This is a genomic window from Cedecea neteri (assembly GCF_000757825.1).
In the GTDB taxonomy this organism is placed as follows: Bacteria; Pseudomonadota; Gammaproteobacteria; order Enterobacterales; family Enterobacteriaceae; genus Cedecea; species Cedecea selenatireducens.
In genome coordinates, this window is the sequence record NZ_CP009451.1 from 3,089,755 (window position 1) to 3,111,641 (window position 21,887).

19 protein-coding genes are annotated in these 21,887 nt (G+C 54.3%); 11 read left to right on the forward strand and 8 right to left on the reverse strand.

The annotated features are described in order from the left end of the window. Positions 1 to 7 precede the first annotated feature (7 nt). Positions 8 to 280 carry a barstar family protein gene (locus JT31_RS14325; RefSeq protein WP_038478361.1) on the forward strand — a complete coding sequence of 91 codons (273 nt, stop codon included), beginning with the start codon at positions 8 to 10 and terminating at the stop codon, positions 278 to 280. A gap of 71 nt (positions 281 to 351) precedes the next feature. Here the strand turns inward: JT31_RS14325 and yhcN (JT31_RS14330) are convergent, their stop codons facing one another. From yhcN (JT31_RS14330) to argR, 3 genes are all read right to left on the reverse strand, one after another. Then, positions 352 to 618: a peroxide/acid stress response protein YhcN gene (gene yhcN / locus JT31_RS14330; protein ID WP_038478364.1), complete on the reverse strand. Its 267-nt coding sequence runs from the start codon at positions 616 to 618 to the stop codon at positions 352 to 354. 124 nt (positions 619 to 742) lie between these two features. Then, positions 743 to 1,006 (reverse strand): peroxide/acid stress response protein YhcN, encoded by a 264-nt coding sequence (gene yhcN, locus JT31_RS14335; protein ID WP_038478367.1) that lies wholly within the window; start codon positions 1,004 to 1,006, stop codon positions 743 to 745. A gap of 374 nt (positions 1,007 to 1,380) precedes the next feature. Then, positions 1,381 to 1,851: a transcriptional regulator ArgR gene (argR, locus tag JT31_RS14340; RefSeq protein WP_038478370.1), complete on the reverse strand. Its 471-nt coding sequence runs from the start codon at positions 1,849 to 1,851 to the stop codon at positions 1,381 to 1,383. A 484-nt stretch (positions 1,852 to 2,335) separates the two neighbouring features. Here argR and mdh point away from each other — a divergent pair, with 484 nt between their 5' ends. Beyond that, a complete protein-coding gene (mdh, locus tag JT31_RS14345; protein WP_008454883.1) occupies positions 2,336 to 3,271 on the forward strand; it encodes a malate dehydrogenase in 936 nt (311 codons plus the stop codon). Between the two features lie 56 nt (positions 3,272 to 3,327). Here mdh and degS read toward each other — a convergent pair whose 3' ends face one another. The 3 genes from degS to zapG all read right to left on the reverse strand — a co-directional run bounded on the left by degS (position 3,328) and on the right by zapG (position 6,431). Next, positions 3,328 to 4,395, reverse strand: a complete 1,068-nt coding sequence (degS, locus tag JT31_RS14350) for an outer membrane-stress sensor serine endopeptidase DegS (RefSeq protein WP_038478373.1) — start codon at positions 4,393 to 4,395, stop codon at positions 3,328 to 3,330. Between the two features lie 88 nt (positions 4,396 to 4,483). Next, positions 4,484 to 5,854, reverse strand: a complete 1,371-nt coding sequence (degQ, locus tag JT31_RS14355) for a serine endoprotease DegQ (protein ID WP_038478375.1) — start codon at positions 5,852 to 5,854, stop codon at positions 4,484 to 4,486. Between the two features lie 178 nt (positions 5,855 to 6,032). Beyond that, positions 6,033 to 6,431: a Z-ring associated protein ZapG gene (zapG, locus tag JT31_RS14360; RefSeq protein WP_008454880.1), complete on the reverse strand. Its 399-nt coding sequence runs from the start codon at positions 6,429 to 6,431 to the stop codon at positions 6,033 to 6,035. Positions 6,432 to 6,606: 175 nt separating this feature from the next. Here zapG and zapE point away from each other — a divergent pair, with 175 nt between their 5' ends. The 5 genes from zapE (at position 6,607) to sspB (ending at position 10,265) form a co-directional block, all read left to right on the forward strand. Next, on the forward strand, positions 6,607 to 7,731 hold the full coding sequence (gene zapE, locus JT31_RS14365; protein WP_038478378.1) for a cell division protein ZapE: 1,125 nt from the start codon (positions 6,607 to 6,609) through the stop codon (positions 7,729 to 7,731). A gap of 227 nt (positions 7,732 to 7,958) precedes the next feature. Continuing rightward, positions 7,959 to 8,387, forward strand: a complete 429-nt coding sequence (gene rplM / locus JT31_RS14370) for a 50S ribosomal protein L13 (RefSeq protein ID WP_038478381.1) — start codon at positions 7,959 to 7,961, stop codon at positions 8,385 to 8,387. A 15-nt stretch (positions 8,388 to 8,402) separates the two neighbouring features. Then, complete coding sequence (gene rpsI / locus JT31_RS14375) at positions 8,403 to 8,795, forward strand: 30S ribosomal protein S9 (protein WP_000829818.1); 393 nt, start codon at positions 8,403 to 8,405, stop codon at positions 8,793 to 8,795. Positions 8,796 to 9,116: 321 nt separating this feature from the next. Beyond that, positions 9,117 to 9,758 (forward strand): stringent starvation protein SspA, encoded by a 642-nt coding sequence (sspA, locus tag JT31_RS14380; protein WP_038478394.1) that lies wholly within the window; start codon positions 9,117 to 9,119, stop codon positions 9,756 to 9,758. Positions 9,759 to 9,761: 3 nt separating this feature from the next. Beyond that, positions 9,762 to 10,265 carry a ClpXP protease specificity-enhancing factor gene (gene sspB, locus JT31_RS14385; protein WP_038478396.1) on the forward strand — a complete coding sequence of 168 codons (504 nt, stop codon included), beginning with the start codon at positions 9,762 to 9,764 and terminating at the stop codon, positions 10,263 to 10,265. Positions 10,266 to 10,347: 82 nt separating this feature from the next. Here sspB and JT31_RS14390 read toward each other — a convergent pair whose 3' ends face one another. Beyond that, positions 10,348 to 11,766: a glutamate synthase small subunit gene (locus JT31_RS14390; protein ID WP_038478399.1), complete on the reverse strand. Its 1,419-nt coding sequence runs from the start codon at positions 11,764 to 11,766 to the stop codon at positions 10,348 to 10,350. Positions 11,767 to 11,775: 9 nt separating this feature from the next. Next, positions 11,776 to 16,236 (reverse strand): glutamate synthase large subunit, encoded by a 4,461-nt coding sequence (gene gltB, locus JT31_RS14395; protein ID WP_144244046.1) that lies wholly within the window; start codon positions 16,234 to 16,236, stop codon positions 11,776 to 11,778. Between the two features lie 679 nt (positions 16,237 to 16,915). Here gltB and JT31_RS14400 point away from each other — a divergent pair. From JT31_RS14400 to mtgA, 4 genes are all read left to right on the forward strand, one after another. Further along, positions 16,916 to 17,848 (forward strand): TIGR01212 family radical SAM protein, encoded by a 933-nt coding sequence (locus JT31_RS14400; protein WP_038478403.1) that lies wholly within the window; start codon positions 16,916 to 16,918, stop codon positions 17,846 to 17,848. Between the two features lie 61 nt (positions 17,849 to 17,909). Then, the gene (gene arcB, locus JT31_RS14405) at positions 17,910 to 20,252 is read left to right on the forward strand and encodes an aerobic respiration two-component sensor histidine kinase ArcB (RefSeq protein ID WP_038478407.1); all 2,343 of its coding nucleotides are present in this window, start codon (positions 17,910 to 17,912) and stop codon (positions 20,250 to 20,252) included. 232 nt (positions 20,253 to 20,484) lie between these two features. Beyond that, positions 20,485 to 21,138 carry an isoprenoid biosynthesis glyoxalase ElbB gene (gene elbB, locus JT31_RS14410; RefSeq protein ID WP_038478410.1) on the forward strand — a complete coding sequence of 218 codons (654 nt, stop codon included), beginning with the start codon at positions 20,485 to 20,487 and terminating at the stop codon, positions 21,136 to 21,138. After that, positions 21,135 to 21,863: a monofunctional biosynthetic peptidoglycan transglycosylase gene (mtgA, locus tag JT31_RS14415; protein WP_038478413.1), complete on the forward strand. Its 729-nt coding sequence runs from the start codon at positions 21,135 to 21,137 to the stop codon at positions 21,861 to 21,863. The genes elbB and mtgA overlap by 4 nt, the downstream gene beginning before the upstream one ends. Positions 21,864 to 21,887 lie beyond the last annotated feature (24 nt).

A 21,887-nucleotide genomic window follows, 5' to 3' on the forward strand; every position in this document is an offset into this window, starting at 1 on the left:
GGCAGCGATGAAAAAATTTACTTTTGATTTTAGCCACATCGACGACAACCCTGCTTTCTATCGCCAGTTTGCGGAGCAGCTCGCTTTGCGTAAGGAGCAGGTCCATGACCTGGATAGCCTGTGGGAAGTGGTCACGGCGTCAATGCTGCCGCTTCCCGTCGAGATCGAGTTTGCGCATTTACCGGAGAGCAAACGGCGCAGATTCGGCGCACTCATCCTGCTGTTTGACGAGGCTGAAGAGGAGCTGGAGGGCCAGCTTCGCTTTAATATCCACGGCTAACGCGTAAGGCGCAGGCATAAAAAAGCCCCCAGCGATCGGGGGCAAGGTCGTAGGACAAGTACGACGAGGGGTTATTTGTACAGCTCTGCTGTTGCGTGCCAGGTATCGCCGGAACGAGCTTCGGTAATACGGTAAGCAGAGGCACCTTGTTCAGTGGCTTTCTGGGACAATTCTTGACGCATATCCATTGGCGCGCTGCCAACCTGGCTGACTGAAATTGAGCCCATGGACTGCATACCCTGAGCTTGTTCATTGTTGACCTGGTGAGCTGCGGCGTTAGCGCCTAAAGAGATAACGGACAACAGGCTCAGTGCGGCGATAGTTAATTTGGTTTTCATAGTCTTTACTCCTGAAGGTTTAACGTGGCGGCCGGAAGGGCTTACTGGCATTTATTCTACTTAGGGCCGCCGAGGCATAACGTTTCTAACGACATCTATTCAACTGGCTTATGGCTAAGAACGATTATTTGTACAGTTCTGCCGTTGCATGCCAGTGTCCGCCGGTGCGAGCTTCGATAACGCGGTAAGCAGAAGCGCCGTTTTGTTCAGCTTTCTGGTTCAGCATTTCGTGCATATCCATTGGAGAACTGCCGATGTCATCGACCGAAACGGTCCCCAGTGACTGGCGGTCTTGCGCCTGCTGAGCGTTGATAGAGTCAGCGGCGAAAACGCCGAATGACAGGGCGGAGAGCAGGCTTGCGGTAACTAAAGTTGCTTTCATGTTCATGATTTCTTTCCTCGTCGTATTCTTTTGGTTGGGCCATCGTTCTGTGACCCTCATCACGAAATTAAGTATACACTAGTTACGGGAAAAATTAATACCCTGCTAATTGTTGCCTATGCAACTTTAAATTAATGGGACGATTTTTTATTACTATGAGTTATAAAAAAGACGTTTTTATCACGCCATTTTTGTTAAATATAAGTAAAATCATATATATGGGTGAATTTAACTATTTGTGCGGTAGCACACAGAACAATGCCCTATAGAATGTTATTGAAGCCATTCCATGCGCTGGATTGAGGTTTATTTACGGAAGATTACCGAATTCGGGGGAGTGCACCCGCCATAAGGTATGACGGGTGAGGAAAGATGATGAATTAAAGCTCTTGTTCGAACAGCACCAGAATGGCTTCGTAAAGCTCTTTAACGGTGAAGTCGCTGGCAGGAGTAGTGAAGATAGTGTCGTCCCCGGCGATGGTGCCAAGAATACCTTCTGCTTTACCCAGAGAGTCCAGCAGGCGAGCGATGAGCTGAGCCGCGCCTGGACTTGTGTGAATGACCACGACCGCATCATTGTAGTCGATGTCCAGTACCAGGTTTTTTAGCGGGCTGGAGGTGGTTGGCACGCCCAGCTCGGCCGGAAGGCAGTAGACCATTTCCATTTTTGCATTACGGGTTCTTACCGCGCCGAATTTGGTCAGCATGCGGGAAACCTTGGACTGGTTGATGTTTTCAAAGCCTTCGTTTTGTAACGCCTGGACTATCTCACCCTGTGAGCTGAATTTCTCTTCTTTAAGTAATGCTTTGAAAGCCTTTACTAATTCTTCTTGTTTTGAGGAGTTACGCATAAATAACCTATCCTGGGTAAAAGAGATAACATTATTATGCATTTAAATGAATTATTATGCAAATTGTTCATCTTCCTTCAAGGCCCGGATTTACGGTTGCCTGAAAAGGGTGGGAGAAGCATCTGGCGGAAAACAGCCTGAAATAATGTTATGAAAGCGGGCGATTTTATCAAATTTCGTTATCGGCGAACATGCTTGCGTCACGACTCGCAAATAAGCCTCAAAGTAAACTAAATGTTATCAAAATGATGTTGTTTTGGTGTGCGCAGAGGGGTAATGTAACCGCCGTTGATGTAACCACATCAGGTCGTGACCGGGCGCTATGGCGTCGTTCCTCCCGGCGAGTAAATGCAGCAACGCGGTCGAGTATTGCTTTATCTCGCAATCTGGCGGCGGGAAGATTGTAATTATCTCCTCTCTGGATTATGGTCGCCACCGCATGGAGTTACGGCACGATTTTGCTAACCATAATAAGGAGTTTAGGATGAAAGTTGCAGTCCTCGGCGCAGCTGGCGGTATCGGCCAGGCGCTTGCCCTTCTACTTAAGACCCAACTGCCTTCAGGCTCAGAACTCTCTCTGTATGACATTGCGCCAGTAACCCCAGGGGTTGCGGTGGATCTGAGTCATATCCCGACTGACGTGAAAATCAAAGGTTTCTCCGGCGAAGATGCAACCCCGGCGCTGGTTGGCGCAGACGTGGTGCTTATCTCCGCGGGCGTAGCGCGTAAACCAGGTATGGATCGCTCCGACCTGTTCAACGTGAATGCCGGCATCGTGAAGAACCTGATCGAGCAAGTTGCGAAAACCGCACCTAAAGCCTGTATCGGTATTATCACTAACCCGGTTAACACCACCGTTGCTATTGCAGCAGAAGTGCTGAAAAAAGCGGGTGTCTACGATAAGAACAAACTGTTCGGCGTCACGACGCTGGATATCATCCGCTCCAACACCTTTGTTGCCGAGCTGAAAGGCAAACAGCCTACGGATATCGAAGTGCCGGTTATTGGCGGCCACTCTGGCGTGACCATTCTGCCGCTGCTGTCCCAGATCCCTGGCGTGAGCTTCACCGAGCAGGAAGTTGCTGACCTGACTAAACGCATCCAGAATGCGGGTACCGAAGTGGTTGAAGCGAAAGCCGGCGGCGGGTCTGCAACGCTGTCTATGGGCCAGGCTGCGGCTCGTTTTGGCCTGTCTCTGGTTCGCGCTCTTAAGGGCGAAAGCAACGTTGTTGAATGCGCTTACGTTGAAGGTGACGGCGAGCACGCACGTTTCTTCTCTCAGCCGCTGCTGTTGGGTAAAAACGGTATCGTTGAGCGTAAAGCTATCGGCACCCTCAGCGCGTTTGAGAAAAACGCGATGGAAGGCATGCTGGATACCCTGAAGAAAGATATCCAACTGGGCGAAGAGTTCGTTAAGTAACCGCCCCTGGATAAAAAAAACCGGAACTCAGGTTCCGGTTTTTTTATGCCTGCCGTTTAGCCACCGGCGGGGTATTCCTGGACCGTGACCTGCAGCGTGAGCTTTTTATCTTCACGCATGACTTCTACCGGAATCACGGAGCCTGGACGAATTTCCGCCACCTGGTCCATCGTTTCCAGCGCGGAGACGGCAGGCTTGTGGTTTACCGAAATAATCACGTCATTCACCTGAATGCCCGCGAGTGCGGCCGGACCGTCCGGTGATACCGCATTGACGATAATCCCCTGCAGCTGATCGATGCCGGTTGATGGGCCGTGCAGCGGGGTAATTTCTCTGCCGCCAATACCGATGTAGCCACGAATCACCCGGCCATCGCGGATCAGCTTATCCATTATCTTGGTCGCTAACTGGGTCGGTATCGCAAAGCCAATCCCTTCCGGCGTCTCGCCGTCATTGCTCTTGTCAAACGACAGCGTGTTGATGCCCATCAGCTCGCCCAGAGAGTTCACCAGCGCCCCGCCAGAGTTACCGCGGTTAATGGAGGCATCGGTCTGTAAGAACGACTGGCGACCCGAAGGGCTCAGGCCAATGCGGCCGGTGGCGCTGATAATGCCCTGAGTCACCGTCTGCCCAAGGTTGTAGGGATTACCAATAGCCATCACGACATCGCCAATATGCGGCTGACGTTTGCCATTAATAGGAATAATCGGCAGGTTGGTGGCGTTGATTTTCAGCACCGCGAGGTCGGTCAGGCTATCGGAGCCAATGAGCAGTGCTTCAAATACCCGTCCATCCTGGAGAGCGACGATGATCTGCTCTGCATCATTAATGACGTGCTTGTTGGTGATGATGTAGCCCCGCCCATCCATGATAACGCCAGAGCCGAGTGTCTTGATTTGGAGCTGGTTCTGACCGTTATTGCCGACGCTGCGGTTGTACACGTTGACCACAGCCGGGGCAGCACGACGTACCGCCGGATTAAAGCTCATCGGCGTTTCGTCTGCGCTGTCATATTGCGCAGGCGCAAGCGGACCAATGGCTTTGCGTAATGACGGCATCGCGAGCAGCAGCAGCCCCGCAACAATCAGCCCAATGACCACCGAACGTAAGATCTTTAGAAACATGAGTTTGAGTTAATGAGTGAGAGATCGACCGCAGAATAGCATGAGTTGAACGGACATCGTACAGACGATGTCCGTTTCTCTGCTTCCGTTAACGCAACAGCAAATAGAGGCTCTGTTCGCCGCGAACAACATGCAGCGCAATGACCGCGGGTTTGGCTTCAAGCACTTTACGCATTTCGGCGATGGTATGGATACGCTCGCGGTTAATGCCGATAATTACATCGTCTTTATGCAGGCCAACCTGAGCGGCGGGCGTGCCTTTATCCACGTTATCCAGATGAATGCCTTTGCCGCCGTCTTTCAGCTGCCCATCGCTGAGGGTGGCCCCTTGCAGCGCAGGCAGGATCATTTCAGCGCTGGCCGAAGAGGCGGTGCTCTTATCCAGCGTCACGCTAACTTCCAGCGGCTTGCCGTCTCGCAGCAGGCCCAGCTTAACAACGGTGCCAGGCTCAGTTGTGGCAATTTTAGCCCTCAGTTCGGCAAAACTGCTCAGCGGGTTACCGTTCAGGCTGGTGATGATATCCCCGGCTTTGACGCCAGCTTTTGCTGAACCTGACTGCGGGAGCACTTCACTGACAAACGCGCCGCGCTGGGTTGAAAGGTTAAAGGCTTTGGCGATGTCAGAGTTCATCTCCATGCCTTTAATGCCCAGCAGGCCGCGTTTGATTTCACCAAACTCCATCAGCTGTTTGGCGAGGGTTTGCGCCATATTGCTGGGGATGGCGAAACCAATCCCTACGCTGCCGCCGCTTGGGGCAAGAATAGCGGTGTTAATGCCAATCAGTTCACCGTTCAGGTTCAGCAGCGCGCCGCCGGAGTTTCCGCGGTTGATTGAGGCGTCGGTCTGAATAAAGTTCTCCAGGCCTTCGAGATTAAGCCCGCTGCGGCCCAGCGCAGAAACAATACCGGAGGTTGCTGTTTGGCCCAGGCCAAAGGGGTTTCCTACCGCAACGGCAAAGTCGCCCACTTTGAGCTTGTCAGAGTCGGCAACTTTGATTTCGGTCAGCCCTGAAGCATTCTGCAGTTGAATCAGCGCAATGTCGCTCTGATCGTCTCCGCCGATAAGTTTGGCATCAAACTCACGCCCGTCGTTCAGCTGCACGCTAATTTTTTGGGCCTGGTTGATCACGTGGTTATTGGTCAGGACATAGCCTTTAGCGGCGTTAATGATGACGCCGGAACCTAAACCTTCGAACTGCTGTGGCGTGTCGGAGGGCGCATCATCCCCGTAGAATTTCTTGAACTCTTCCGGCACCTTCTGGCCTGAGGCCGAAGCGGTACCTTCTACCCTTACGCTGACAACCGCCGGCAGCACTTTTTCCAGCATCGGCGCAAGGCTCGGCAACGCCGGCTGGCCTGGAACCTGGGAAGGCAGTGACGCGTTCGCCAGAGGGGATACGCCGAGCGTCAGACCGACGCTTAACGCTAATGCACTCCACAGCCGTGTTTGTTTCTTCATTGGATGCTGGCTCTCGTCACCTGGAAAAAGGAATACCCACTAACGCAATCGATGTTATTGAAATATCAATCGACTCACAATGGCGTAATAGGGAAGCAAAAGACAATTAAATGATAGCTGGGTCAGGGAAGGATGGGGGGCACATGAGCCGTGCCCCGGAAAAAATCTGAAACAGGGATTAATCGCGTTTTGCACCGGCGCGCAGCAGACCAGAAGCACCGTCTGAATAGTCACGCGGCATCTGAACCGGAGCCTGATCGTTACCGGCTTCGGATTCGGCGAGACGGTTGCGGAACGGATTGGCTTCCGCCGTCATTTCCGGCAGCAGGCTGCTGGAGCTTTTTGCCATGTGCTGATAAAGCTGACGATAATCGTGCGCCATGTTGTCCAGCAGCTCGGCGCTGCGGGCAAAGTGGCTGACTAATTCTTCGCGGTACTCTTCAAGCTCCGCTTTGTTCTTTTCCAGCTCATACTGCAGAGCTTGCTGCTGGCGCAGCTTACGGTTGCCGAAACGCATGGCTACGGCGCCGATAATAAGGCCCACCACTAACCCAATAAGCGCATATTCCCAAGTCATGAACTTCTCCCGTTATCTTGTGATTCCGTAGGGTAATGTAGCCACTATAACCGTTAACCGAAGAGAAGTGGAATCCTGACGCAGCATCGCTTAGGGTAGAACGGCCTTTTTTTCGACAACCTGCTCGAAAATGGCAGTGAACGGCTATCCGATTATAAAGGGAAGATAAAATACCATGCAAAATCTCTCTCCTGCATCGCGCTACCAGCAGGCCCTGGCAGAAGGCAGCTTCCAACCTGATGAAGTACAGCGCGAAGCGATTATGCGCCTGGACGCTATCTGGCATGCGTTGTCCGCTGCGCCAACGCCGGTGTCGTCAGGCGGTTTACTGAGTACATTTGGCAAGTTATTTGGTAAAAAAGAGGCCCAGGCTGAGCAGGAGCCCGCGCGTGGCCTGTATATGTGGGGAGGCGTGGGGCGTGGTAAAACCTGGCTGATGGATATGTTTTTTCAGAGCCTGCCGGGAGAACGTAAGCTTCGGCTGCACTTCCACCGTTTTATGCTTAGGGTTCATGAGGAACTGGCGCAGCAGCAGGGACACACCGATCCGCTGGAAATTATTGCCGACGGTTTTAAAGCTGAGACGGACGTGCTGTGCTTTGATGAGTTTTTTGTCTCCGACATCACCGATGCGATGCTGCTTGGCACATTAATGAAAGCGCTTTTTGCTCGTGGTATCACGCTGGTGGCAACGTCGAACATTCCGCCGGATGATTTGTATCGCAATGGGCTCCAGCGCGCACGTTTCTTACCGGCTATCGAAGCGATTAAACGCTATTGCGATGTGATGAACGTCGATGCCGGGATTGACTATCGTCTGAGGACATTGACCCAGGCGCATCTCTGGCTTTCGCCGCTTAACGATGAGTCTGCTCAGCAGATGGAGAAGCTTTATACGGCGCTTGCGGGCGCTAAACGTGAGGGCGGCCCGGTGCTGGAGATTAATCACCGTCCTCTGGCGACGCTCGGCATGGCTAATCAGACGCTGGCGGCCGACTTTACCACGCTGTGCGTGGACGCCCGCAGCCAGCATGATTACATCGCGCTTTCTCGTCAGTTTCATACCGTCATGCTGTTCAATGTGCCGGTGATGACCCCGCTGATGGAAAGTGAGGCACGCCGCTTTATCGCTCTGGTGGACGAATTCTACGAGCGCCACGTGAAGCTGGTTGTGTCTGCAGAGACTGAGCTATTCAATATTTATCAAGGGGAAAGGCTGAAATTTGAGTTCCAGCGCTGCCTTTCCAGGCTGCAGGAAATGCAAAGTGAAGAGTATTTGCGCCGCGCTCATCTGCCCTAAAGATGAATATGTGATATCAACGACAAATTGTGGTCGATCTTTGAGGGCGACTTCTCTATAATCTTGCGACCCCACGTTACAACCAAAGTTTTTTTCCCAAAACTTTTGTCGTGCCGGCATAGGCTATTCGAAGGGGTAGGTTTGCTGGACAATGTCGCGTGAACCTCAACTGATTTTAAACGTTTGGGTGTTCACCAACGTGTAACTATATATTGGGTAAGCTTTTAATGAAAACTTTTACAGCTAAACCAGAAACTGTACAGCGCGACTGGTATGTTGTTGATGCTGAAGGTAAGACCTTAGGTCGTCTGGCTTCTGAACTGGCTCGCCGTCTGCGCGGTAAGCACAAAGCGGAATACACTCCGCACGTTGATACTGGTGATTACATCATCGTTCTGAACGCTGACAAAGTTGCTGTAACCGGCAACAAGCGTACTGACAAAGTGTACTACCATCACACCGGCCACATCGGTGGTATCAAACAAGCGACCTTTGAAGAGATGATTGCCCGCCGTCCTGAGCGTGTGATTGAAATCGCGGTTAAAGGCATGCTGCCAAAGGGCCCGCTGGGTCGTGCAATGTTCCGTAAACTGAAAGTTTACGCGGGCACCGAGCACAACCACGCGGCACAGCAACCGCAAGTTCTGGACATTTAATCGGGATTATAGGCAATGGCTGAAAATCAATACTACGGCACTGGTCGCCGCAAAAGTTCCGCAGCTCGCGTGTTTATCAAACCGGGCAACGGCAAAATCGTTATCAACCAACGTTCTCTGGAACAGTACTTCGGTCGTGAAACTGCCCGCATGGTAGTTCGTCAGCCGCTGGAACTGGTCGACATGGTTGAGAAACTGGATCTGTACATCACCGTTAAAGGTGGTGGTATCTCTGGTCAGGCTGGTGCGATCCGTCACGGTATCACCCGCGCTCTGATGGAGTATGATGAGTCCCTGCGTTCCGAGCTGCGTAAAGCTGGCTTCGTTACCCGTGATGCTCGTCAGGTTGAACGTAAGAAAGTCGGTCTGCGTAAAGCACGTCGTCGTCCTCAGTTCTCCAAACGTTAATTGTTCTCTGCTTACGCAGAAAGGCAATTGGCAAAAACCCGGTCTTCGTACCGGGTTTTTTTATGCCCGTAATTTATATTATTGCTTCTAACTTTTTGAAATGCTTTGCCTTTTAGGCAAATTCAATCTGTGACCACCACAAAACCGGTAAAATCTGGTAAACTATCAACCAATTTTCTGCCCAAATGTCGGCATCAGGTTGTTTTCGCCACGCTTTAAGGCGTAAGCGGTGCTCCGGCGAAGCATTGGGTAATAAACGGTCAGGTTAGTCGCCGCTTGCGGCTATTAGCAGTAATTTTCTGGATAAACTTGGAGGTTTTCATGGCTGTCGCTGCCAACAAACGTTCGGTGATGACGCTGTTTTCCGGTCCTACTGACATCTACAGCCATCAGGTGCGCATCGTACTGGCTGAGAAAGGTGTTAGCGTTGAAATTGAGCATGTGGAAACGGATAACCTGCCTCAGGATCTGATTGACCTCAACCCAAATCACAGCGTACCGACCCTGGTTGACCGCGAGCTGACGCTGTGGGAATCCCGCATCATCATGGAATACCTTGATGAGCGTTTCCCGCATCCACCTTTGATGCCGGTTTACCCGGTAGCACGTGGTGAAAGCCGTCTGTACATGCATCGCATTGAGAAAGACTGGTACACCCTGATGAACGTGGTGATGAAAGGCTCCGCGCAGGAAGCGGACGCGGCGCGTAAGCAGCTGCGTGAAGAGCTGTTGAGCATCGCACCGGTGTTCACCCAGAAGCCTTTCTTCCTGAGCGACGAGTTCAGCCTGGTAGACTGCTACCTGGCTCCGCTGCTGTGGCGTCTGCCGCAGATGGGCATTGAGCTGACAGGCGCAGGTTCTAAAGAGATGAAAGGGTATATGACCCGCGTCTTCGAACGTGATTCCTTCCTCGCCTCTTTGACCGAACCTGAGCGCGAAATGCGTCTGCAGACTCGAGGCTAAGTGATGGATATGTCGCAGCTGTCGCCGCGCCGTCCTTACCTGTTGCGCGCCTTCTATGAGTGGCTGCTGGATAACCAGCTCACTCCGCATCTGGTGGTAGATATTACGCTGCCGGATGTACAGGTGCCGATGGAGTATGCGCGAGACGGGCAAATTGTGCTGAACATCGCGCCGCGCGCCGTGGGCAACCTGGAGTTGGCCAATGACGAAGTGCGCTTTAACGCGCGTTTCGGCGGTGTACCGCGCCAGGTGAACGTCCCAATGGCTGCCGTTCTGGCTATCTATGCGCGTGAGAACGGTGCAGGCACGATGTTTGAGCCAGAAGCGGGCTATGATGAAGACGCTGAAAGCCACAACGACGATCGCTCTGATGCAGGCGAACCGGAAACGGTGATGCAGGTTATTGATGGCGATCGCCCGGATCACGGCGATGACGACAATAACCCGGATGACGATCCGCCGCCGCCGCCTCGCGGTGGTCGCCCCGCACTGCGCGTGGTGAAATAACAAAAAGCCAGTCGAAAGACTGGCTTTTTTTATGGTGCGATGGCGGCTAAATCTGGCGACCAAAGCCGCCAGGTTTTAACGCTTATACCTCGAGGAAGTTCAGGATCCCGTCGGCGGCTTTGCGCCCTTCAGCAATGGCCGTCACCACCAGATCGGAACCGCGAACGGCATCGCCACCGGCGAAGATTTTCGGGTTGCTGGTCTGGAAAGCGTTCTCACTGCCTTCAGGCGCGATGATGCGACCCTGGCTGTCCAACTCAACGCTATGCTGTTCCAGCCACGTCATGCTGTGAGGGCGGAAGCCAAACGCCATAACGACCGCATCGGCAGCCAGAACGTGTTCAGAGCCGGCTACGATTTCCGGACGACGGCGGCCTTGAGCATCTGGTGCGCTTAGTTCGGTACGCGCAACCTTCACGCCACAAACGCGGCCGTTAGCGTTAATTTCAACGCCCAGTGGCTGCAGGTTGAACTGGAACTCCACGCCTTCTTCACGCGCGTTTTTCACTTCGCGTTTGGAGCCCGGCATGTTCTCTTCGTCACGGCGGTAGGCACAAATTACGTGGCCTGCGCCCTGGCGGATGGAAGTGCGTACACAGTCCATGGCGGTATCACCGCCGCCCAGCACAACGACACGTTTGCCTTCCATGCTGATGTACGGCTCTTCAGCCGTTTCAGCAAAGCCCATAATCTGCTTAGTGTTAGCGATGAGGAACGGCAGGGCGTCATAAACGCCAGGCGCGTCTTCATTCTCTAAACCACCACGCATTGACTGATAGGTGCCGACGCCCAGGAACACTGAGTCATATTCGCTGAGCAGCTCGTCCATCTGTACGTCACGGCCAACTTCGGTATTGAGTTTGAATTCAATCCCCATCCCGCTGAAGATTTCGCGGCGTTTGGTCATCACCTCTTTTTCCAGCTTGAACGCCGGAATACCGAAGGTCAGCAGGCCGCCGATTTCTGGATGCCTGTCGTAAACCACCGCCTTCACGCCGTTACGCGCCAGCACGTCCGCACAGGCAAGCCCCGCAGGGCCTGCGCCGATAATAGCCACGCGCTTACCTGTTTGCTTCACGCCGGTCAGATCCGGTTTCCAGCCCATCTCAATCGCTTTATCGTTGATATAGCGCTCGATGTTGCCGATGGTTACCGCCCCGAACTCGTCGTTTAGCGTACAGGAGCCTTCGCAAAGGCGGTCCTGAGGACAGACGCGGCCGCATACTTCCGGCAGGCTGTTGGTCTGGTGAGACAGCTCGGCTGCCTCAATGATGCGACCCTCATTGGCCAGTTTCAGCCAGTTTGGAATGTAGTTGTGAACCGGACACTTCCACTCACAGTACGGGTTGCCGCAGGAGAGACAGCGGTCGGCCTGCGCCTTGGCCTGCCCTTCAGAGAATGGCTCGTAAATTTCCACAAATTCAATTTTGCGGATCTTCAGCGGCTTCTTCGGCGGATCAACGCGCTGCAAGTCGATAAATTGATAAACGTTTTGACTCATCGTGACCTCTTACTGCGCCTGCACCCGCAGCTCGGCTGCGGAACGACTGCGGTGACCCAACAATGCTTTGACATCACTGGACTTCGGTTTAACCAGGGTGAATTTGGAGGCGAACGTCGGCCAGTTAGCCAGAATCTCCTCGCCGCGCTGGGAGCCGGTCAGCTGAACGTGTTCGGTTATCATGCCGCGCAGATGCTCTTCATGAATCGCCAGCTCTTCCACATCCAGTAATTCAACCAGTTCAGGGTTCACGCGTTTACGGAACTCACCGTCTTCATCCAGCACGTAGGCGAAGCCGCCCGTCATGCCGGCCCCGAAGTTAACCCCGGTTTTGCCAAGAATACAGACGATACCGCCGGTCATGTATTCACAGCCGTTATCGCCAATGCCTTCAACTACGGTGATGGCACCGGAGTTACGCACCGCGAAACGCTCACCTGCGCGGCCTGCGGCATAGAGTTTGCCACCGGTAGCGCCATACAGGCAGGTGTTGCCGATAATCGTCGCTTCATGGCTACGGAAGGCTGAGCCTACCGGAGGGCGCAGAGAAATCAGGCCGCCCGCCATGCCTTTGCCTACATAGTCGTTAGCATCGCCGGTCAGGTGAAGCTCCACGCCGCCTGCGTTCCAGACGCCGAAGCTCTGGCCCGCGGTGCCGCTAAAGTGCGCTTTGATTGGGTCAGACGCCAGCCCCTGGTCGCCATGCTGCTGGGCGATGTAGCCGGAGAGGGAAGCCCCAACGGAACGATCGGTGTTGCGGATATCAAACCAGAAGGTTTTGCTCTGTTTGTCATCCACGTACGCCTGCGCCTGGTTCAGCAGCTGTGCGTTAAGGTCGCCCTTATCGAACGGCGGGTTATGCTCGGTGCAGTACACCGCTTTGCCCGGCATAGGTTCAGCCGTTTTTAGCAGGGCGGAGAGATCCAGCTTCTGCTGCTTAGCGGTAAACCCGTCCAGCTCTTTCAGCAGGTCGGTACGACCAATCAGGTCGACCAGACGCTTCACGCCGAGCAGCGCCATCAGTTCGCGGGTTTCGCGAGCGATGAACTCAAAGTAGTTGGTCACTTTGAACGGCAGGCCGTGGTAATGGTTCTTACGCAGCTTGTCATCCTGAGTTGCCACGCCGGTTGCGCAGTTGTTCAGGTGGCAGATTCGCAGGTATTTACAGCCCAGCGCAACCATTGGCCCGGTACCGAAGCCGAAGCTTTCTGCGCCAAGGATGGCCGCTTTAATGATGTCGAGGCCGGTTTTCAGGCCGCCGTCCACCTGCAGGCGAATTTTATGACGCAGGCCGTTAGCCACCAGAGCCTGCTGGGTTTCCACCAGGCCAAGCTCCCACGGGCAGCCCGCGTATTTCACGGACGATAGCGGGCTTGCGCCGGTGCCGCCGTCGTAGCCGGCAATAGTGATCAGGTCGGCATAGGCTTTGGCTACGCCCGTCGCGATGGTGCCGACGCCCGGTTCGGAAACCAGCTTCACGGAGATCATCGCCTTCGGGTTAACCTGTTTCAGGTCGAAAATCAGCTGCGCCAGATCCTCGATAGAGTAGATATCGTGGTGAGGCGGAGGTGAAATCAGCGTCACGCCCGGTACGGAGTAGCGCAGCTTAGCGATATAAGGCGTGACCTTATCACCCGGCAGCTGGCCGCCTTCGCCCGGTTTCGCGCCCTGCGCGACTTTAATCTGGATAACGTCGGCGTTGACCAAATAAGCTGGCGTGACGCCGAAGCGGCCGGAAGCCACCTGCTTGATACGGGACACTTTATTGGTGCCGTAGCGAGCCGGATCTTCACCGCCTTCGCCGGAGTTAGAGTTCCCGCCGATGCTGTTCATCGCTTCAGCCAGGGATTCGTGCGCTTCCGGGCTCAGGGCACCGATGGACATCGCCGCGGTATCGAAGCGCTTGAACAGATCGGTTGCTGGCTCAACGTCTTCAATTTTGACGGATTCGTCCTGCGGGTTCAGCGCAAGCATATCGCGCAGCGTAGCGACCGGACGCTCGTTAACCAGCTTCGCATACTGCTGATAGTCGGCGTATTCGCCGCTCTGCACCGCTTTTTGCAGCGTCTGCACAACGTCCGGGTTGTAGGCGTGGTATTCCCCACCGTGAACGAACTTCAGCTGACCGCCCTGATCCAATGGTTTACGCACCAGCCAGGCACGTTTGGACAGGTTCAGCAGGTCCTGCTGGAAGTCGCCAAAGCCTGCGCCGCCGATGCGGCTGACCGCACCCTGGAAGCAAAGCTCTGAAACTTCTTTGTGCAGGCCAACGGCTTCGAACAGCTTAGAGCAACGGTAAGAGGCGATAGTCGAGATGCCCATTTTGGACATGATCTTGTACAGGCCTTTGTTGATGCCGTTACGGTAGTTCTGCATCACGATGCGATAGTTTCTGTCGATAGCGCCGTTGTCGACCAGCTTCGCCAGGGTTTCATAGGCGAGGTACGGATAGATGGCGGTCGCACCGAAGCCCAGCAGCACGGCAAAGTGGTGCGGGTCGCGGGCGCTGGCGGTTTCAACGATGATGTTGGCGTCACAGCGCAGGCTCTTCTCAACAAGACGAGTCTGGATGGCGCCCACGGCCATCGGGGCCGGCACCGGCAGGCGATTTTTCGCAATGTTGCGGTCGGATAGCACCAGCAACACGGTGCCATTGCGTACCATGCGTTCAGCTTCATCGCAGAGCGCCATCACCGTTTCGTGCAGTGATTTCTCGGTCACGTCATAAGTGATGTCGAGCGTATCGGCGCGATAGTGTTCTTCTTCAAGCGTGGTGAGTTGCTGGAAATCAGACCACAGCAGAATCGGCGATTTGAAGCTCAGGCGGTGCGCCTGGCCTTCTGCTTCACAGAAGACGTTCATCTCGCGACCAATGCTGGTGGCCAGGGACATCACGTGTGCTTCACGCAGCGGATCGATTGGCGGGTTGGTGACCTGCGCGAACTGCTGGCGGAAGTAATCGTAAATAATGCGTGGCTGGCTGGAAAGCACGGCAAAAGGCGTGTCATCGCCCATTGACCCCACCGCTTCCTGGCCGTTTTCGCCCAGAACGCGAATCACTGAATCCAGCTCTTCGCTGCTGTAGTTAAACTGCTTCTGGTAGCTGGCGAGCGCGTCGTCGTCCAGCTCTCTCGCGCCCACTTTTTCGTCCGGCAGATCTTCAAACGGCACCAGACGACGCACGTTGTTCTCCATCCACTCTTTATACGGATGGCGGCTTTTCAGCTCGGCATCGGTTTCAGCGGAATGCAGAATACGGCCAATACGGGTGTCGATAACCATCAGCTCGCCCGGGCCAACGCGGCCTTTTTCAACCACTTCGTCCGGCTGGTAGTCCCAGATCCCGACTTCAGAGGCACAGGTGATGAGCTTGTCTTTGGTGATGACGTAGCGCGCCGGGCGCAGGCCGTTACGGTCCAGGTTACAGGCAGCGAAGCGCCCGTCTGACATCACGATACCGGCCGGGCCGTCCCACGGCTCCATGTGCATGGAGTTAAAGTCGAAGAAGGCACGCAGCTCAGGATCCATGTTCGGGTTGTTCTGCCATGCCGGCGGAACAAGCAGACGCATGGCGCGTACGATATCCATCCCGCCCGCCAGCAGCAGCTCAAGCATGTTGTCCATGGAGCTGGAGTCGGAGCCGGTTTCGTTCACGAACGGCGCGGCGTCGTGCAGATCGGGGATCAGCGGCGTCTGGAATTTATAGGTACGAGCGCGGGCCCACTGGCGGTTACCGGTAATGGTGTTGATTTCGCCGTTATGCGCCAGATAGCGGAACGGCTGAGCCAGCGGCCAGCGCGGCACGGTGTTGGTAGAGAAACGCTGGTGGAACAGGCAAATGGCCGATTCCAGGCGCAGGTCCGCCAGGTCCAGGTAGAAGCGCGGCAGGTCAGCCGGCATACACAGACCTTTATAGATGTTCACCAGGTTAGACAGGCTACAGATATAGAAGTCTTTATCTTCCTGGATGCGTTTTTCGATACGGCGACGGGCGATAAACAGGCGGCGTTCCATATCACGAGGACGCCAGCCCGCCGGGGCGTTAACGAAAATTTGTTCAATACGTGGCAGAGAGGAGAGGGCGATTTCACCGAGCACGTCTTTGTTCAGCGGCACTTCACGCCAGCCAACAATAGACAGAGTTTCGTTTTGCAGCTCTTCTTCAACAATGCGGCGGCTGGCGCGAGCAAGCGCGTCATCCTGGCTTAAGAAAATCATGCCAACGGCATAGTTCTTGGCCAAACGCCAATTGCGTTCTTCTGCAACAATGCGGAAGAAACGATCTGGTTTTTGCAGCAGCAGGCCACAACCGTCGCCGGTTTTACCGTCGGCCAGGATGGCCCCACGGTGCTGCATACGGGCTAGCGCGTGAATAGCGGTACGCACTACCTTGTGGCTAGGTTCGCCTTCTATGTGGGCGATCAGGCCGAAACCACAGTTATCCTTCTCAAGGGATTTATCGTACAACATATCAGTGAACCTCCCCAGGCTCTACGTTACTCCCAACCGTTTGCGCGTGGACGCAGCAAGGGCATGGCGACGGGGTTTGCGCATCATACGCTTGCCTCGCGTGTCGCCCTCTTAATGTCCAACGCATCCGGTGTCACAAGTGTTGAGGACTTGCTTTAGAGGGAATCTCAATTACTGCATAAATATGATGGGCACAGAACCCATCCAGAAAGCTTCCAGCGGATTTCCAAGTTATCGGGAAAGAGCACACAGGTCAAATGGCATTCTTATTTATACATAATTGTGCTAAGAGCGTCCTAAGAATCTGAATACAATGATGTTTTGCGCTTTTTTGCCTGTGGCGGCAGCGCGGCAAACGCCGGGGGTTATGTGATCGTCCTCACTATCCTGAAGCCCAGGGAACTCCAGACCATGCTGGCATCAGTGGTATTGCTAGCACGATATGCTACTTAACCCCCATGGAGTGCAGCATGACACTGTTTTTCACCGCTCGTCATATTCTTTAAATAAAGGGCAGCATCATAAGGAAAAGTAATTAAGCCTTATTTGAATAGAGTTGCACTTATTTTGAGTTTATATGCAATAGATAAAGCTGCGCCGAAGCGATTGATCCAGGTCATCGCCGCTGCGAGAAGAAAATGGCAGGCTAGGCCCCTTTTTCGGGACGGCCCATCAGATTATGCAGTTACAGAAATTAGTCAATATGTTTGGCGGCGATCTCTCTCGTCGCTATGGGCAAAAGGTCCATAAACTCACGCTGCATGGCGGGTTTAGCTGTCCTAATCGCGACGGCACTATCGGGCGAGGCGGCTGCACCTTTTGCAACGTGGCCTCTTTTGCCGACGAAGCCCAGCAGCACAGCTCCATTGCAGAACAGCTCGCGCATCAGGCCAGTCGGGTGAATCGCGCTCAGCGTTATCTGGCCTACTTCCAGGCTTACACCAGCACGTGGGCTGAGGTGCAGGTTCTGCGTGCTATGTATCAGCAGGCGGTAAGCCAGACCAGCATTGTTGGGCTGTGTGTGGGCACCCGGCCCGACTGCGTGCCCGATGGCGTGCTCGATCTGCTGAGTGACTACCATGAGCAAGGCTATGAAGTGTGGCTGGAGCTGGGTTTGCAGACGGCGAATGACAAAACGCTGCACCGCATCAACCGTGGGCATGATTTTGCCTGCTATCAGGAGACAACGCGGCGGGCTCGGGCGCGTGGTTTAAAGGTTTGCAGTCATCTTATCGTTGGCCTGCCCGGTGAAGGTCAGCAGCAATGTATGGACACGCTGGAAAAAATGGTTGAAACCGGCGTGGATGGCCTGAAGCTGCATCCTCTGCATATTGTGGAAGGCAGTATTATGGCCAAAAACTGGCGGGCAGGACGTCTGGAGGGGATTGCGCTGGATGAGTATGTGGTTACCGCCGGAGAAATGATTCGCCACACGCCGCTTGATGTCGTATTTCATCGTATTTCGGCTAACGCCAGGCGCCCCACGCTGCTGGCACCTTTGTGGTGTGAAAACCGCTGGGCTGCGATGGTGGATATCGACCGCTATTTGCTGGCTCATGGGGCGCAGGGTTCAGCGCTGGGAACGCCGTGGGATCTCTCAGTTCTTTCGTAAATCCTGAGTACGAGTCCTTTTTGCGGTATATTTAGCGCATCCACGGCGAAGGAATCGTTCCATGAAGCAAATCCGGTTATTGGCGCAGTATTACGTTGATCTTATGGTGAAGCTGGGGTTAGTCCGCTTCTCCCTGCTGCTGGCCTCCGCGCTGGTCGTGCTGGCGATGGTGGTGCAAATGGCCGTCACCATGCTGCTGCGCGGGCAGGTCGAAAGTATTGACGTTGTTCGTTCTATCTTCTTTGGCTTGTTGATTACGCCCTGGGCGGTTTACTTCCTGTCTGTTGTTGTCGAGCAGCTCGAGGAGTCCAGGCAGCGGCTGTCGAAGCTGGTGGAAAAGCTGGAAGAGATGCGCGAGCGGGATCTTATCCTTAACGTCCAGCTTAAGGACAATATTGCCCAGCTAAACCAGGAGATAGCCGACCGCGTGAAAGCGGAAGCCGAACGCCAGACCATGCTTGAGCAGCTTAAAGTCGAGATGCAGGAGCGTGAAGAGACGCAAATCCGCCTCGAACAGCAATCCTCTTTCCTGCGTTCTTTCCTTGATGCTTCTCCTGACCTGGTCTTCTATCGCAATGAAGACCGAGAGTTTTCCGGCTGTAACAGGGCCATGGAGCTGCTGACCGGCAAGAGTGAGAAACAGCTGGTTCATCTTAAACCGCAGGACGTGTACACGTCTGAAGCGGCAGAGAAAGTGCTGGAAACGGACGAAAAGGTATTCCGCCACAACGTTTCTCTGACCTATGAGCAGTGGCTTGATTATCCGGATGGGCGAAAAGCCTGTTTCGAAATCCGAAAAGTGCCTTATTACGACCGCGTCGGTAAACGCCACGGGTTGATGGGGTTTGGCCGCGATATTACCGAGCGTAAACGCTACCAGGACGCGCTTGAGCGCGCGAGCCGGGACAAGACAACCTTCATCTCAACCATCAGCCACGAGCTGCGTACTCCGCTCAACGGCATTGTCGGCCTGAGTCGTATTCTGCTGGATACCGATCTCACCGCCGAACAAACCAATTACCTGAAAACGATCCACGTTTCCGCCATCACGCTTGGCAACATCTTCAACGATATTATCGATATGGATAAGCTCGAGCGCCGCAAAGTCCAGCTCGATAACCAGCCGGTTGATTTCACCAGCTTCATCGCCGACCTTGAAAACCTTTCTGGCCTGCAGGCTCAGCAAAAAGGGCTGTCGTTTGTGATGGACCCTACTCTGCCGCTACCGCACAAGGTGGTGACGGACGGTACTCGCCTGCGTCAGATCCTTTGGAACCTGATCAGCAACGCCGTGAAATTTACCCCCAAAGGGGGGCTGGTGACGGTGCGCGTCCGCTATGAAGAGGAGAGCTGCCTGCGCTTTGAGGTTCAGGACTCCGGGATTGGTATTCCGGTGGATGAGCAGGACAAAATTTTTGCCATGTATTACCAGGTAAAAGACAGCCACGGCGGCAAGCCTGCGACCGGGACCGGCATTGGGCTGGCGGTTTCTCGCCGTCTGGCGAAAAGCATGGGCGGAGACATTACCGTTACCAGCAAGCCGGGTGAAGGATCGCTGTTCACGCTGACCGTTCAGGCGCCGAGCGTGGCGGAAGAAGTAGAGGACACGCTAGAAGATGACGATATGCCATTGCCGGCACTGCACGTGCTGCTGGTGGAGGATATCGAGCTGAACGTCATCGTAGCGCGTTCGGTTCTGGAAAAACTCGGCAATAGCGTAGATGTGGCGATGACCGGGAAAGACGCGCTGGAGATGTTTATTCCGGGCGAATATGACCTTGTGCTGCTTGATATCCAACTGCCGGATATGACCGGGCTGGATATCTCTCGCGAACTGAATAAGCGTTTTAGCAAAGATGAGCTGCCGCCGCTGGTGGCGCTGACCGCCAACGTGCTGAAAAACAAGCAAGAGTATCTTGAGGCCGGGATGGACGACGTGCTAAGCAAGCCGCTCGCCGTGCCGGCATTGATGTCGATGATCCAAAAATTCTGGGATAACCAGATAACGGACAAGGAGCCTGTGGTGACAAAAGTCGATAGTGAAAAACAGCAAGCGCTGCTCGATATTCCGATGCTCGAACAATATATCGAGCTGGTTGGGCCAAAACTTATTACCGACGGCCTGGCTATGTTTGAAAAAATGATGCCGGGTTATTTAGAGGTGCTCGATTCCAATATGACCGCGCGGGATAACAAAGGCGTGGTGGAAGAGGGGCATAAAATTAAAGGTGCTGCTGGCTCCATTGGTTTAAGGCATTTACAGCAGGTTGCCCAGCAAATTCAGTCTCCGGATCTTCCCGCCTGGTCAGATAACGTTGGTGAATGGATTGAGGAGCTGAAACAAGAGTGGCAGCATGATGTTAGCGTATTAAAAGCATGGGTTGCGGACGCTGGAAAAAAATGACCCCGGCCAGGCCGGGGTGCGCGAATACTGCGCCAACACCAGGGAAAACAGGGTTGCGCCTTTTTTAAGCGTTGAATTATTGAACGGCACAACCAGCAATTCGCAGGCTGTCAGCCATATAAGATAGCAAACCTTAAAATATTTGTTACGTGAATCAGTAAAATATGTGAAGCATAGCGATCAAATTAACGCGGCTGATACTGATTCACGCCTGACGAAAAGGAACAAGCGAATGAAAAAAATAGGCGTAGTGCTGAGCGGCTGTGGAGTTTATGACGGCAGCGAGATCCATGAGGCGGTGTTAACGTTGCTGGCGCTTTCTCGTGCCGGGGCAGAAGCCATCTGCTTTGCACCGGATAAAGCACAGTCCGACGTTATCGATCATTTAACCGGTGAGCCAGCCGCAGAAACGCGCAATGTTCTGCAGGAGGCGGCACGCATCACTCGGGGCAGAATTCATCCCTTGCGTGAGGCAGCATCAGAAACCCTGGATGGATTGATTGTACCGGGCGGTTTTGGCGCGGCTAAAAACCTGAGCACCTTTGCCTCGCAGGGCGTTGATTGCGAGGTTGATGCAGATTTACGCCGCCTTGCGAGGGAATGCCACGAGCAGGGGAAACCGCTGGGTTTCATGTGCATTGCTCCGGCGATGCTGCCGAAGATTCTGGATATGCCGCTGCGCCTGACCATTGGCACCGACATTGATACCGCTGAATTGCTGGAAGCGATGGGGGCGGAACATGTCCCCTGCCCGGTGGACGATATCGTTGTTGATGAAGAACAGAAAGTCGTGACGACCCCGGCCTACATGCTGGCGCAAAACATCGCTGAAGCCGCCGTGGGTATCGACAAGCTGGTGGCCCGCGTGCTGGAACTTAGCGCATGAGAAAAGGGCGTTTTGCGCCGTGGCAGTGGGTTAAGCGCTGGTTGTTTAAAGTTCTGCTGGCGGTTGCGTGCGTGTGGTTCATGGGGATCCTGGTTTTCCGCTTTATTCCCGTGCCTTTTTCTGCGGTGATGGTAGAGCGGCAGCTCAGCGCATGGTTTAGCGGTAATTTTAGCTACGTTGCTCATTCTGACTGGGTTTCAATGGATGAGATCTCGCCGTGGATGGGGCTGGCCGTGATTGCCTCTGAGGACCAAAAGTTTCCTGAACATTGGGGCTTTGATACGGACGCCATAGAAAAGGCGCTGGCGCATAACGAGCGCCATGAAAGAAGGGTGCGAGGCGCATCGACGCTCTCTCAGCAAACCGCGAAGAACCTGTTTTTATGGGATGGCCGAAGCTGGCTGCGTAAAGGTTTGGAAGCAGGCCTGACGGTGGGGATTGAGACGGCATGGAGCAAGCGGCGTATTCTGACCGTGTATCTCAACATTGCTGAATTTGGCGAAGGGGTTTTTGGCGTGGAAGAAGCCTCCCGGCGCTATTTCAACAAACCCGCTAGCCGCCTGACGCCGGCCGAAGCCGCACTGCTGGCAGCCGTCCTGCCTAACCCGATTCGTTTTAAAGCCAACGCGCCGTCAGGGTATATACGCCAGCGTCAGCAGTGGATTTTGCGGCAGATGCGCCAGCTGGGCGGGGAGTCTTTCCTCGGGCAGCACAATTTAAATTAGGCTACCGTGGACTCGTCGCGGTAG